Source organism: Paenibacillus sp. Y301 (genome assembly GCF_059445505.1).
This window is the reverse complement of sequence record NZ_JCAIUL010000013.1, coordinates 1-14,913: the sequence shown is the minus strand read 5'-3', so window position 1 is coordinate 14,913 and position 14,913 is coordinate 1. Positions and strand designations below refer to the sequence as shown.

Here is a 14,913-nt window from a genome sequence, read left to right as displayed (position 1 = left end):
ATATAAGTAAGCCATTTCTTGAAATTATTTACTTGATACTTCTTCATGATTAATATTCTTAATAATTTCTTTAGTACCATCTTCTTTTACCACCATTACTTCCACATCTTTAATAGGATTAATTGCATACCAAAACTTCTTATCCTCTTCAACATCAACGATTACCCCAGTTTCATCACCTGCATATACTTCGCTAATCGAATTGCCACTTATTGTACCAAAGTATATAAAAGGTGTTTGGTTCATTGAAGACCATTTCACTGGGGAATCCCATTCAGCCCCTATTGTCTGTATCCAACTCCATTGATTATCCTGTTTCTCAAAATAAGCTATAAAAATTTGCTCTCCATGTTTATTATTTTCTTTAAAAACTGCCACCACATCATCATGATGTACTACATTAAATTCCTTGTAAACAAGCTTGTAGAAATAATCTTGTTCCCCAATATGCATACGCTCCATCTTTTGATGAAAAAAAGTTTCAAAGGTTTGTTGCTGTGAACAACCAACAATTAAAAATATTAAAATGGCCGATATTGTTAAATATAAAAACTTCAATTTCAAATTTCCCCCTTATCAATTAATTCACAATAAATTTCATTGGATCTAATCTCTATTTCTATCAAACTAATTAATTCAATAAACTCTTCCATATGAATTCCTAAGTTTAGATGATTTGACTTATAGCTGATCTTCCACATAACTTGCGCATTCCTCACATTGAAGCGGCTTAAGTGACCGAAGGGAATGACAGCTACTCATTCAAACAGTACACATGTATCTTTAATTCCCATCATTTCCTTTAGAGTTCTACCTAATGAATATTGGTTTGGTTCATCCTTTTTTATGACACAGATAATATTTCCTGCTTCGCCATGAGATAGGTTAGTTAATTGTAAGTATTCATTATTATCGTAGATATATGATACTAGGTAATCACAATAGTCTTCAGCCTTGTCCTTCACATTTAGACCAACACCATACAATCTAACTTTCGTCCCTGTCCAAATATATTGACTATCATTTAATTCATCGAGAGGAATCCACCCATCAGTTTTCATATATTTATTCCTCCATGACAATTCTGTCAGTATGTTGCGTCAATGTATGAGTGTTCTGTTAAGTAGTTACGGACATCTATGAATCTTCTCCCTTTCTTGCCTTAAAAAAACAGTACAACTACAGTTAGAACCAGCTGTAAAAAATGAACTTTTCTCTTAATCTGCATCTCTTTCATAATAACGTTGCGCATTCCTGACGTCCAAGCGCTTAAGGGCCGTAGGTCCGGGTCGTCAGACTTAGCCGGTTGGATGTGTCGCCTGATTCCACTTCTCAGAAAATACTCTTGGTGACCGAGAAGCGTACGAATGTATCCGACATCTTCTAAACCATTTAATCAATTGTTTTTATAGGTACTTTTGTTATCCAATTTAATTTTTTTCCAAACTTCTCTTCTTTATGAACATAATAAATACTTGGATTTTTTAGCATTTGGATATCTCCCAAGTTACTTAGTGTGAATTTCATCATATAAGTTCCAATCTCACCTGGTACAGAGAACCCTATTTCATCTAGCTTTAACTGTTCACTCTTGATTTCATTATTCAGTATTACATAACTTTCAAAGTCTGTTCCAATGGAAGAAGGACTATATAAATTATCTTTCTCTATAAAGGAGAGATTCCCAAGTCCTTGAATTACTGGATAAATAAAATTAGACTTCGTTTCTTTTTTCGTTCGAGTTATTGCTAACTCTACTAGATACATATCCTTGTCAAACTTTTGAATTTCACTTTCAATAACTAAATCGTCTTTAGAAATTTCTGGCGATAAATTATAATAATAAACAAGTCCAATGATCACTATCATCAATAACCCTAGACTCCAGAAAATCCTTCTGTTGTTCATTGGGTTCCTCACTTTCTATGCTTTGGATATTTCGCTTAACTTTCTCGCATCAGCAACACACGATCCAGCTTTAGATTGCTCTTATCTTAAGTGGAATCTCCTGAATCTGCTTCCCCGAAATTGCCGCAGGCAGAGGCGACGCATTTTATGAATCTACACAATTCATTGTTTCAGGGGCAAGCAAAATTGAAGAGATGCTATGTATTCCCAAAATGTTTAGTAGGAAAATCAGGAACTAACTTGATAAAGTTAAATTGAATTAAGGCACCATGAGAAACCACCAACACCTTTTCTCCTTGGTGCTTCATCATTATTTCTTCTAAAAATTCTCCACCTCTTTTTTGGAATATCTCAATTGGCTCAAGTCCAAGATCTAATTCTCTACAACCTGTTCCCCACTTTTCTATTCGTTCCTCTTCAGTAGTACTTTCAATCAATCCTCCTGACCTTTCCCGAAGACGATCATCAAGGTGTATATCTACTCCTATAGCCTCCCTACAATAAGAGCAGTTTGCTTTGCTCTTGCTAAAGTACTTGAATAAATATGATTCCAATCCTCTGATCTTAATCTCGTCGCTAAAAGTTCTGCTTGATTAACCCCATCCTGATCCAGCGGAATATCAGAGTTCCCATGTGCTCGTCCTTCTTTATTCCAACTGGTACAACCATGCCTTATCAGTGCTATAGTCGCCATATAGTGCTCCTTCAATGCTCAGCCTATAGCAAGATTTGCAATGAAAAAAATCCATACAAGACAGACGCGTAAAGCAGAAAGAGTAGATGCTTAAACCAAAACTTTTAATCAATTCGAAATTAGTATTTATATTAAAAATCAAGACAACAGCTACAGTTTGTCTTGGTTTTTTTACTTTATTCCTGATATTCAAATAACTTAAGTGACCGTAAGAAAAGGGTCGTTAGACTTTGAGCTTAGCGAATATATTCAACAGCTCCTTGTTATATGTCGCCAATGCCAGCGTTGGACTGGACTGCATGGTGAAACACAGCTTCATTTTCGCGCCGTTCTTGATCTACTTTTCCCGGGTATCGGCTTAGGAAGTCTCAACTTCGTAAAGTAAAGACGGATACTGCTGACGCTTACCTTTTGGGAGAGTCGCAGGTTTAACTACTTTGCATATCAACCCGGTACTCCTGTGGTGTTATCCCAGTCCATTTTTTAAAAAAACGGGTGAACGACTGCGGCGTCACATACCCGATTAACGAACCGACTTCAGCCACCTTCAGTTCCTTTTTTTTGAGCAGTTCCTTGGCTTGGCCGATTCGCATTTCCTCAATATATTCTGACAGATTAACGCCCCGTTCCTGCTTGAACAGACGGGACAAATAGGAGGGATTGAAATGGATCACATCTGCCAATCGCACAAGTGATAGGTCTTGACTAATATTATCTTCAATATATGAGCACACCTTGTCGATGGCACTGGCCGCCCTCTTCTGCTCCCTGTTTTTTCTGATCGAGAAGAGGAAATTCGCATTGTCCTTCAAGAAGCCGAAAGCTATTTCCCAAGAACGGTGTTTCTCCAATTGTACTAAACCGTGCGCGCCTATCTGCTCATCTGCTTCCCACCTGTTGATATAAGACATAAGTATCAGTGCTACGGTGAAATACAACTCTGTGAGGTAAGGACTTCCCCTCTCCGATTCATGACCGGCAGGTTCGACCATCTCGTCAAAAAGCGTGAAAAATTCACTTTTTCTTCCAGCCTCCAAATGTGCGGTCAGCGTCTCGGATTTGTCGCGCAATGACCGGTCACGAACGGAGTCAGGCAATACAGGCTCCATTGGTAGCACCTTCTGGACCATCCGGTTTCCATCACCGACCCGGTAATGCTGGAATTGTCTTATTTTCTCGTATGAAAAAGGGAGCGAGACCCAGGCTGATTCTTCTACGCCCAGCGTAACGGTAACCATTATATCCAGTGATTCCAGACATGCTTGCTGAATTAATTCGAACGTTCCTTCCAGAAATATAACTGTCTGTTCAAAGGTGTCCGGTTTGTCCGCGTATTTTTGCCGATCCGGCTGAATGAGCCAGATCAGATCTCCGTGTCGATCGATTATCCCGAGACAGACCGTCCTCTCCTTCAGCAGCCTCTCCGACAGAAACTTAACCGCGAGAGCTAACTCCTGGCGGTCGGCATACGATTGGGATGATTGCGGATAAGATAAACTGCCGAGTGCAATCAAAACGGGTATAGATGCATCCAGCGGTATGCGCAATTGCTTGAAATCTTCCTCCACATTCTGCTCAAGTTTGATACTATGGACAAGATGGCGGAAATACTCTCCTTGAGCCAATGTCTCAAGCGTATCCAGTTGCTCTCTCGATTGGCGGATTAGATTGTTCACCCTCATGGTGTCATCCAATTCCTTCAATGCCCGCTTTACGGCCTCAATCAGTTTCGGATACCCTTCGTTTTTCAACACATATTGAACACCCGGGGCTTGAATTGCCTGATAGACATAATCAAAGTCACTGTGTCCCGTCAGAAAAACCACTTTACACTGCGGCCAGTTCAGGTGAATTTTTTTCATCAGTTCCAGCCCATCCATTCCAGGCATACAAATATCAGATAAGACGATATCCACTCTCGTACTCCCCAGCAGACTCAGTGCTTCTTGACCGGAGTACGCTTTATAAAGATCCAGTTCGAGGTTCATTTTTCCAAAAATAACTGCAAGGCCATCCGTGATAATTTCTTCATCATCAACGATAAGCATTCTGTACATCAGTGTCGTCACCTCCAGCCAGTAGCAGGATTGTCACCTTAAGTCCCCCTAACTCACTTCGGTTGGCCCGCAATCCACTTTTCTCACCAAATGTAATGCGAATCCGCCGGTGAATGTTCACCATCCCCGTCGTCTCGGCCTGGTCCTGATAAACCTCAAGGGTCTTCTTCATTTTCTTTAATGCTTCATCAGTCAACTGTTCACCGTTGTCTTCAATAATAATGCGGATTTCGAGACCTTCCTGTTCAAAACGGACAATAATTAGGCCATTCATGATCTTTTTCTCAAGACTATGCTTGAACACGTTTTCAATAATAGGCTGAACAATCAATCGGGGGACAAGTACTGTCCTAAGCTCTTCCGGCAGCGGTTCAAAATGGACTTGAATCCGTCTGGAGAATCGCATGGCTTGAATTTCCGTATACATTCTTGCATGATGAATCTCCTGTTCCATCGAAACCACATCGGATGCATTTCTGGTCACAAATTGAAAATACTCGCCGAGAAGTGTCGTGAGCTGTTCGATCCGTTCTGTGTCGCCCGTTTTTGCCATGGTGTTGAGGATAAAGAAGCTGTTATACAAAAAATGCGGGTTAATCTGCGATTGAAGCTGTTTCAGCTCCGCTCTTTGCGCCATAATCTTCTGTTTGTATACCTGGTCGATTAAGGAGTGTAAATTTGCGGCCATCTGATTGAAGCTCTTGTACAAGTAACGGAACTCATCATTGGAGCCATGCGCGATATGAATATCCAATGCCCCTTGCTCCATTTTCCTGAAGCTCTTCACCAGGGTCAACATTGGCTTATGGATAAACTTGTAGGTGGATAGTGCAAAAGCAATAATGATGGCGAGCGCAGCTATGGCAAATACCCAGGCCCATATATAAAATTTTCTTATAGGGGTCTTAATGACCCCTTCCGGAATAATACGGTAAATGGACAATCCCAATTTCGATGAGCTAGCCTGAACAATATAATATTGGTCCCTATCAATCATTAACCTTTCGCCAGATGAAACCAAACGTATTTGCCGATGGTACAAAAACTGGTCGGCCTCCGCCAACGTCCCTGTCACGCTGGACAAGGCAACGGTAGCACTATCCGACAGCAGCAACGTGCCGCTGCCGGGATACGTGTTGAATTGTCCTAGCGCTAATTGAAGCTTTTGGGTATCAAGCTCGATCTCCACCGTGAACAATGGCTCCGCTCCCTTTATTCCCGCCTGCTTCATAGCGTTAAGAAAAAATCCTCCGTGCCATTCAATGATCTGGGAACCGCGTTCTCCAAAGACGGAGCGGATTTCATGGAAGCGTTCGGATTCAAATTCCCGCACTCCGCCAACGGCTGAAACCGTTCTGCCGATGGACAAGATATGGATTTTTACATCCTTAATATACATACTGCTGTTTTGAACGGTGAACAGCCGTTTCATCAGCGAATTGAGGTTCACCGTGCGGTCAATCGTCGTCAGCGTTTCCCAAGTCAGAGCCAGCTTGTTCAGATATTCATCCTCCAGCAGGCTGTACTGCAGCAATTTTATCCGGTCTATCTCATTTTCCATATCGTTTAGGTAGAATACGGTTTGAGCATTCGAAGTCTTCATAATGTCCGCGCTTGTGGTTTGCACGATCCATTGGTATAGATAGACCGCAAACAACAGAATAGGCAGCATAATTAGAAGAAAGGTCACAATCAATCGTAGAAATATCGTGTTCCGCAGCGAAAAGTCCTTTTGGAAAAACAATGCCGATACCTCCAAAGTAATTTCTTTCAATTATATCCCAGATTTAAGGAGACAAACAGATTATATTTGAAACCTTCCCACTGTCACCCTTTCACACTGCCGAGAACGATGCCTTTAACGAAATATTTCTGCAAAAACGGATATGCCAGAATGATTGGAAGCGAACCAAGAAAAATTTGGGACGATTTTAAGGTCCGGTCCGAAATAAGTGCCAGGTTGAGCATTGCATCGCGCGACATGTTCGACAGGTTCTGTTGGATTACGATCGTCTGAATATAACTTTGCAGCGGATAGTGGTCCGGACTCCCCATAAGTAGCAGTCCGTCAAACCAACTATTCCAATGCTCGACCATCGAAAACAAGGCAAGCGTAGCAAGTGCTGGCTTCGAAATCGGCACAAAAATGGACCACACAATCCTCCAATGGCCTGCTCCGTCAATGAGCGCTGCTTCTTCAAGTTCCTTCGGAATCTCCCGAAAAAAGTTAAGCAGCAGGACGACACTGAACACGGGAACCGCACCGGGCAGCACTAGCGCCCAGATCGAATCAAGCAAGCCGTACTCTTTGATAGTTATGTACCAGGGAATCAAACCTCCGTTGAACAGCATCGTAATAAAAAAGGTCCAGGCATAGATGCTTCGGAACCGGAGAGCATGCGATTCCTTTGATAACGGGTAAGCAACCAAAATGGTCAAAAGTAGATTCAGCGGAGTTCCGATACCGATCCGTGTCAGAGAAACGAGCATAGATTGCCAAAATTCATTACGGCTCATCGTATACATATAGGAAGCAAAAGTGAAATCGACAGGCCAGAGTCTTACGTAACCTGCGGAAGCCGCCGCGCTTGAACTGAATGATACGGCTATGATATGAATCAAAGGCAAAAGGCAAAGCAGTGATACGAAGATCAGAAATACGGCATTCATTATGGAAATCCAGTCTAAGCGTTTTTTCTTGTGACTGACAGTTAATTCTGCCTGATTGGGCGCTAGCCTTTGCTCCAAGGTACTCCCTCCTCTAAAAAATCCGATATTTTGCAAACCGGTAGGCCAGTAAATACGAGCTTGAAATTAAAGTAAGCGATATGACCGATTTAAAGAAACCAACAGCGGTTGCCACGCCGTACTGCGCATCCAGCAAACCGATCCGGTACACAAAGGTGTCCAGGATATCACCGCTTTCATATACCTGCGGACTATATAAATTAAATACCTGATCAAATCCGGCATTTAACAATTGTCCCAAACTCAGTACCGACAAAAGCACGATGACCATCCGTATTCCCGGAATGGTGATATGCCATGTTCTACGCCAGCGGTTGGCACCATCAATCGTGGCCGCTTCATATAACCCCGGATCAATGCCGGTGATTGCTGCCAGATACACAATCGTCCCATATCCAAAGTTCTTCCAGACATCCGAAGCGATGAGTGTAAAGGGGAACCAGTCGTTGTCACCGAGGAAAAAGATCTTCGAAATTCCAAATAATCCAAGAAATTCATTTGCAATTCCTCCGGAAGGAGAAAGAATATCGATCAATATGCCTCCAAGTACAACCCAGGATAAAAAATACGGTAAATAAATCGCTGTTTGTACGGACCGTTTAATCACATTGTTCTTGAGTTCGTTCAAAAGCACGGCGAATATAATTGGAATAATCAGACCCAGAATAAGCTTGAGACTCGAAATAAACAGTGTGTTCCACAATATTTGCGTGAAACTCGGCAAGTTCATCACATATTCAAAGTTATCCCAGCCGATCCATTTCTGGTCCCCGAACAAACCCTTGGCAGGAATGAACTTTTGGAAGGCAATCACTACGCCCGCCATTGGAACGTACGAAAATAAGACTATCATCACCAATCCCGGCAAAAGCATTAAATGAAGCGGTAATTCTTTTAATAGTTTCGTTCTCATTTTTATCCTCCACATGTGCAAGCAAGAATGGAATGGAGGAAGAAACCGTTGATTTCTTCCTCCAAGGCAAATCATCTTTTAGTCGATTCGTACCATTCGTTGACCTCTTGCGTAATTTGGTCTCCACCCAGCTTTCCCCAATCCTTCACAAACTGGTCAAATTTCTCAATAGGCTCTCCTAAAATGATCTTGACGAACATCTCATTTTGCTGCTTATCAAGCGTCGTTTTGCGCTCTACCATTGTCGGAGTCGGAGCGCCGACGAATTTTTCCTGCAAGAACTGGTCGTTCTTAATGTACTGGTCGGCTATACCCATGGAACCCTGCTCACTGTAAATCCGCTCCCAGCCCCACAATGCGAAGCCTTCCTTCGATCCCGATGCATACGACTCTAACTTTTCCTGAATCGTCTTGGCTTCTCCCACCAGCTTGGAGAAATCACCAGCTTTACGGGCGGCATCAATCTCTCTGAAAGCATCTACATTCTTCGTAACTGGATATGGCGTTACCGGCGATAGTTGCCATACACTTTCAGCTTCCGGAGGCGCAAAGTACTTGCCGAATTCAGCAGTCTCGCCCCAGTTCTTCTCCAGATGCATATTGAACAATTTGATTACCGCTTCCGGGTGTGCGGCACCTTTCTTGACAGCAAAGAAACGGGTTGTGCTAAATTTAAGCGGCACCTTTGGCGTTTCCCCTGATTCAGAGACGATCGGGAATGCCTGCCACTGTGCATTTGGATCATTGTCCCGGTTGAGTTGAAGTGGCCAGATGGAGTTCCATTGCTCTCCGTATTCCATCCCAATCTTGCCTGCAGATATCAACTCGGAGACCTTGCCTCCGTCCTTAACCCCGAACTCCTGGTCCAACTGCCCTTTTTTGGCCATATCCTGTAACACCTGAAGCGCCTTCTTTACTTCAGGCTGAATGCTGCCATATACGAGCTTGCCCGTACCATCATCCACCCAAATATTCGGGTAGGCATTATATCCGGCCATAAATCCCTCAAGCCCCATTGCTCCACCCCATAAATCTTTGGTGAGTCCAAGACCAAAAGTATCCTTCTTGTCGTTCCCGTCCGGATCCTTCTCCGTAAAGGCTTCCGCTATGGCGAGAACATCTGCCATAGTCTTAGGCGGCTGTAACCCTAACTTCTCCAGCCAATCCGTACGAATCCAGATGTACATCGACCGTTCAATTGAAGATTCTAGATTAGGAATCGCCATCAGCTTTCCCTCGAAGGACGCTGCATCAAAAACGCTCGTTCCTTCTCCCGAGAGCACTTCTTTAGTGAACGGGGAAGCATATTTTTCGTACAACTCTGTCATATCTTCAATCTGGTCTGAATCCGCTAATTGCTTAAGCTGTGTAGCATTCACCGGAATGACATCCGGTAAATCCCCGGAGGCTAGCGTTACGTTAATTTTCTGAAGGTATTGATCTGAGGTGTCGTCGCCTTTAACGATCCAGTCATACTTTATTTTGATGCCTAGCTGATCCTCATACAATTGTGACCAGCGATTATCTTCGACGGTTTCGTCTTTCAGTACGCCCAGCACATTATTCTCCACGACATCGCTCAAGTGTCTGACAAATGATACTTCAATCGGGGGATCATATTTCCCAAGCGGACTCTCATCCACCACCACGTTCTGATTCTGATTCTGGTTATCCGTTGAATCCTTGTCCTTATTTCCGTTGTTGGACCCTCCTTCTCCAGAGCATGCGGCCAGCAACAGTGAAAACAACAGCAAGATTGAAGTTCTCTTAAACCAAACTGATCCATTCTTTATACCCGTTTTCATATTCAACCCCCAATTCAATTGTAGTCGCACTTTGGTTACGCTTTCATTATGGAGTAACTAATATTTATTAACAACGTTCACATTTTTACTTTACTTAACCTCCGTTGACCAAAACAAGCTCCTGATTCAGGCTGTAGTTCCCTTATTAGGCAGGGTTACCACCTGCTAAATGACATAACCTACTTGGCGCACACGTCCCTTCCCCATGTAATCGGCTCTCCCGATCTCGGAGTACTATGAATAGATCCGATTCCCTAATCGCCATCAGCTTTCCTCTTTTTCGCTTGTCGAGCCTACCTACTCCTTGGAGTAGGAGCTCTTAGGGACTCCCAAGTTCCTGACTCATCTCTCCATACATGACACGACAGACCCTCCAGAATCTTACCTCCAAAAAAAAAAAACGCACTTCGTATTTTCTTTTAACGTTTCTCTTGCTTGGACTTCCGTGACGTTAAACATGTCGTCTGTTCTTTGTTCTTTTTCCCGAACTACATTGACGAGACTGAATATACTTCAGGAGGTACATCTCCTTTTGGCACCTACATGGCTCTCTGTGTACACTTCACTTAGCAGTTACCTGTGTCAGCGCAACACTCGATAGAGGTAGTTGGTTAGACCTTGCCCCACAAGGAATTTCACCTCTTCAGATGAGCCAAGCTTCTTGGCGTACTAACGGTTTGGCATTCCTGACGTTCAAGTGGCTTAAGTGACCGAAGGGAACGGGTCATTAGAATTAGACAGTTACATGTGTCACCTGATTCCACTTCTCCGAAATCCCTCTTGGTGACCTAGGAGCGAAAGCGACGACTTAGGAATGTTCTGTTTAAGTGATGTTGTGGCCTTCTTCGAATTCACTTTCATATATATGTAAGTTTCCTTTATGTCCCTAGTCTAACTCCTCTTCGAATTAATACTCAAATTGATCAAGGTTATGCGTAACAATAATCATACCCACCCAAAGAACAGGGATATCAGATTCAAATTCCTACATAATAAATACATAATTGCAACAAAAGGTAATACACGCAAACGTTGCATATTGTTACTTGGGAGAATGATAAATAACAATATTGCCAAAAACAAATCAAAGCCTTGAAGTAGAGAATGAGTATGATAGAAGCCATCTCCATTTATCAAAAGTAAAACTATCGGAGGTGCTGAACAAAAAGCAGCAATCCAACCACTTCCGCGGGCATACCATATAATATACGCACAAATTGGCGATAACACAGCAAAAATACCCCAAGCAAAAAAATAATATTTAGGGAAGAAACCAAACAATACAGTAGAGAAAGAATAATACGCTACCAGCATTCCTACGAAGAATATAAATACATGTAGTGCCGCAGCTTTGGGAGAACGACTCCTCGAAGCGAGAATTGTGCCTATTAGAACCCAAATTCCTAGACTGGTTGTGATTTCTCTGATAATAGTTAATCCATATGTATAAAATCTATGTATAGTTTTACTGTCTGCGTTAATGGAAACAGTATCCGCATATTTAGCCAAAAAACCCAATATTAACCCTAACGAAAATACAAACAATACACGAAGTAATTTTTGCTGTATTGTAAAGTCTAAATATGACCTCACTCTTATTTGATTCATCCTGTCCTTCACGCTTATTCTCACTTCCCAACTATAAAAATATTTGTTTTCTAAGATAATCGATCTATTCGGTTTAGTTGTTTTAAACTTTACCAGAATTTCACATAACGTAATATCTGCGGCACCCTTCGCAGATTCTTCCCCCACATCTGTATTCATGACGCTCTTTATTACATTCGTGAAATTTGTAAACATTCCCTCTTTCCACTCGCTTTTATTCATTAAAGAGTAACTTATTTATCACACAAAAAAAGCCACTTTCGTGGCCCTACTTCTTATTAATTTGACATGATGATGGCATTATTCTTACTGTCCCATGTTACTTGAATTCCAGATAACTCTAAAATATTACGCAGTGGGAGCATGATCGTTGTGCCCTGATAAATGGAAGGTGTAATCGTGATCGCTTTTCCATTCACTGTCGCTTGGTTGGTCAGTGGCTTGTGAGTTATCGTTCGACCACCTATGATGATGGTTGTCGTCTGTGTTTTATTGTTCCACTGTACTTGAGCTCCTAACATTTCTAAACATTCTCTCATCGGTATGAAAATACGTGAATCGACGATTGCAAGTGGATTATTTAGTTTTCGTTCTTCACCATTTATCACTACTTTGCCCTCAATAACCTTAAGTCCCAATACATACCCATTCTTCTCTGCAATCTGCTCAAACGTTAGGTTAGAAGAAGTGATAACGGCATATGAGTTTACTTTCACTTGTGTGAACAGTTCATGTATCTCAGCATTGTGCATGCGAATGCACCCAGCACTGACATACTTACCAATCGAATTTTCATTGCTGTTTCCATGTATGGCATACGTTGTTCCCATGGTACCATTTACTTCTAGTCCGATCCACCGATCTCCCAATGGATTGCGCGGGTCTCCTCCAGGAATTTTTTCTTTGTAATACGGTCTATTTTTGATTTTGTTCGCTATCCTGAATTTCCCTTCAGGAGTTAGTTCGGGATCCTTTCCAGTAGCAACCGCATATTTCTTTTCCAATTTCCCATCCCTAAAGAAAGCCAATGTATTGGTCTTCTTATTCACCACAATTAGATCCGAACCGAATGAACTTGCACTTGCTGCACTTACTCTTTCTGCAAATGGATTGACCCATAGCAAAAGAATTACAACTGTAAACGCAAAGATGCGTTGAACATAATGAGACAGTACGCACGACCTCCTTTTTTAACTAATATATTAATGTGAAGTCCGTCCTACAACAGATATCCAAATCAATATGTGAGACTTATTTATATTTGAAAATGAGTTCAACAAATAACTGAACAAATGACTTGATTCCAGCCAATTAGGGTATAAGAATAGAATATGCGACAATAAATCACATCACACAAACACTAGGGGCAGCTGATAAAATATGATTACACACATGACATACATATCCGATGGTCTGAGGGTAAAAGGGTATCTTAGCTTCCCTTATGGTTATGACCTACCCATCTCAGAATTGGAAACCCTTATTCATCAATCCATAGGTTCTTCTACTGATCTTCCAGTGACACAGTTATCCTGCTCTTATCTGCCAGCACAGCAAGATATTCGATCTAAACAATGGCCTGTATTGATCTATTGTCGTGGAGGCATCGGTAAAGTAGGCCGAGTTAGGACCGACTGGCTCGAGCAATTTTCAAATTCCGGTCATATTATCTTTGCGCCCACCTATCGAGGGAATGAGGGTGGTGAAGGTCGTGATGAATTCGGGGGGAGCGATCAAGAGGATGTTCTTGCTGCTTATCGCCTTCTTGAGAATCTCCCTTTTGTAGATGCCAATCGAATTTCTATCATGGGATTCTCACGAGGTTCAATCAATGCCACACACACGACAGCAACCCTTCCTAACGTTCATAGATTAATCTTGTGGGGTGGGGTGTCGGATCTCGCACAAACGTATGAAGAACGAATCGATCTACGAAAAATGTTAAAACGCGTCATTGGGGGTACACCCACCAGAACACCCGAATCCTATAAGAAACGCTCACCTATCGATATGGTACAACAGATTCATTGCCCAGTACTGATCATGCATGGCACTCAGGATACTCAAGTCGATTTCAGTCACGGACTGAATATGTATAACAAGCTTATGGAAGTAGGGGTACCCGTTGAATTCCATCCGTATGAAGGGGGCGATCACCATCTCCCACTTAACACTCATCTTGTCGCCATTGAACGAATGTTTCAGTGGATAGATCAATCACATTAGGGATATCCTTTACCCATTTCCATTCTACTAGGAAAATATTCCAGTCATACAGTCTCAGGTCTCATTTTTATGACCATATTATTTCTCAGTAGTGGTTGATTCCTTGATGGCAACATCATCGGTATGATGATGAAATGAACACATTAATTTAACAAATATTGATACGTTCTTCTGTATAATAAAATAATAGCTAATATAATCACAGATAGATCGGAGTGAATGAGATGAAGTCAATTTGTGTTTTTGCAGGCTCCAATCTAGGAGAACGTCCGGAGTATCAACTCAAGGCAGCTGAGCTTGGTAATTATATGGCCCAAGAACAATATCGCTTAGTCTATGGTGGATCCAACAAGGGACTTATGGGTGTGATTGCAAATACCGTACTCGCTAATGGTGGAGAAGTGACGGGCATTATGCCCAAAGGGTTATTTAAAGGCGAAATTGTGCATCAACAATTAACCGAATTAATTGAAGTTGAAGGCATGCACGAGCGCAAAGCCACGATGGGGAAATTAGCAGATGGGTTTATTGCCCTTCCCGGAGGATTCGGAACATATGAGGAACTATTCGAGGTTTTATGCTGGTCTCAGATTGGAATACACAGCAAGCCAATTGGAATTTTAAATGTTAGTGGTTATTTCGACCCACTTCTGAACATGATCAATTACAGTGTACAAGAGGGGTTCTCTAACACTTCGAATCTAAGTCTAATCAATGTTTCTAGTGACCCTATAGACCTTATCCAACGCATGGAACACTATGTTCCACAAGTGATGGATACCAAATGGAAACAGCTCAATTAGCAGCAATCTAGATCTCAATAATTCGTGGAAGCTACAATAGGAATTCCAGAGCAATATGCGGACGTCAATGGTATGGGAAATCCTCAGATTCCCATACCATTGACGTCCGCATTTATATATTTAAAAGATTCATTATTTTAAATTTAATTTT

General features: G+C 41.9%; 12 protein-coding genes and 1 pseudogene. 2 read left to right on the top strand and 11 right to left on the bottom strand.

The window, feature by feature from the left end:
- Positions 1-24: 24 nt before the first annotated feature.
- The 11 genes and pseudogenes from AC1D69_RS19410 to AC1D69_RS19360 all read right to left on the bottom strand — a co-directional run bounded on the left by AC1D69_RS19410 (position 25) and on the right by AC1D69_RS19360 (position 12,857).
- Positions 25-564, bottom strand: a complete 540-nt coding sequence (locus tag AC1D69_RS19410; RefSeq protein ID WP_495457795.1) for a hypothetical protein — start codon at positions 562-564, stop codon at positions 25-27.
- Between the two features lie 194 nt (positions 565-758).
- Positions 759-1,061 carry a hypothetical protein gene (locus AC1D69_RS19405; RefSeq protein WP_495457794.1) on the bottom strand — a complete coding sequence of 101 codons (303 nt, stop codon included), beginning with the start codon at positions 1,059-1,061 and terminating at the stop codon, positions 759-761.
- A gap of 331 nt (positions 1,062-1,392) precedes the next feature.
- A complete protein-coding gene (locus AC1D69_RS19400; protein WP_495457793.1) occupies positions 1,393-1,908 on the bottom strand; it encodes a hypothetical protein in 516 nt (171 codons plus the stop codon).
- A 197-nt stretch (positions 1,909-2,105) separates the two neighbouring features.
- Positions 2,106-2,602: pseudogene (locus tag AC1D69_RS19395) on the bottom strand (histidine phosphatase family protein).
- 428 nt (positions 2,603-3,030) lie between these two features.
- A complete protein-coding gene (locus tag AC1D69_RS19390) occupies positions 3,031-4,650 on the bottom strand; it encodes a response regulator (protein ID WP_495457792.1) in 1,620 nt (539 codons plus the stop codon).
- Positions 4,637-6,262, bottom strand: coding sequence for a sensor histidine kinase (locus AC1D69_RS19385; protein ID WP_495457791.1), 1,626 nt, complete (start codon positions 6,260-6,262; stop codon positions 4,637-4,639). Before AC1D69_RS19385 ends, AC1D69_RS19390 begins: the two co-directional genes overlap by 14 nt.
- Before the next feature lie 224 nt (positions 6,263-6,486).
- A complete protein-coding gene (locus tag AC1D69_RS19380; protein ID WP_495457859.1) occupies positions 6,487-7,329 on the bottom strand; it encodes a carbohydrate ABC transporter permease in 843 nt (280 codons plus the stop codon).
- 91 nt (positions 7,330-7,420) lie between these two features.
- Positions 7,421-8,320 (bottom strand): ABC transporter permease, encoded by a 900-nt coding sequence (locus AC1D69_RS19375; protein WP_495457790.1) that lies wholly within the window; start codon positions 8,318-8,320, stop codon positions 7,421-7,423.
- A gap of 71 nt (positions 8,321-8,391) precedes the next feature.
- Positions 8,392-10,125, bottom strand: a complete 1,734-nt coding sequence (locus AC1D69_RS19370) for an extracellular solute-binding protein (RefSeq protein ID WP_495457789.1) — start codon at positions 10,123-10,125, stop codon at positions 8,392-8,394.
- Between the two features lie 945 nt (positions 10,126-11,070).
- Positions 11,071-11,955: a hypothetical protein gene (locus tag AC1D69_RS19365; RefSeq protein WP_495457788.1), complete on the bottom strand. Its 885-nt coding sequence runs from the start codon at positions 11,953-11,955 to the stop codon at positions 11,071-11,073.
- Positions 11,956-12,011: 56 nt separating this feature from the next.
- Positions 12,012-12,857, bottom strand: coding sequence for a L,D-transpeptidase family protein (locus tag AC1D69_RS19360; protein ID WP_495457787.1), 846 nt, complete (start codon positions 12,855-12,857; stop codon positions 12,012-12,014).
- A gap of 256 nt (positions 12,858-13,113) precedes the next feature.
- Here AC1D69_RS19360 and AC1D69_RS19355 point away from each other — a divergent pair, with 256 nt between their 5' ends.
- The gene (locus AC1D69_RS19355) at positions 13,114-13,959 is read left to right on the top strand and encodes an alpha/beta hydrolase family protein (RefSeq protein WP_495457786.1); all 846 of its coding nucleotides are present in this window, start codon (positions 13,114-13,116) and stop codon (positions 13,957-13,959) included.
- Between the two features lie 224 nt (positions 13,960-14,183).
- The gene (locus AC1D69_RS19350; RefSeq protein WP_495457785.1) at positions 14,184-14,762 is read left to right on the top strand and encodes an LOG family protein; all 579 of its coding nucleotides are present in this window, start codon (positions 14,184-14,186) and stop codon (positions 14,760-14,762) included.
- Positions 14,763-14,913 lie beyond the last annotated feature (151 nt).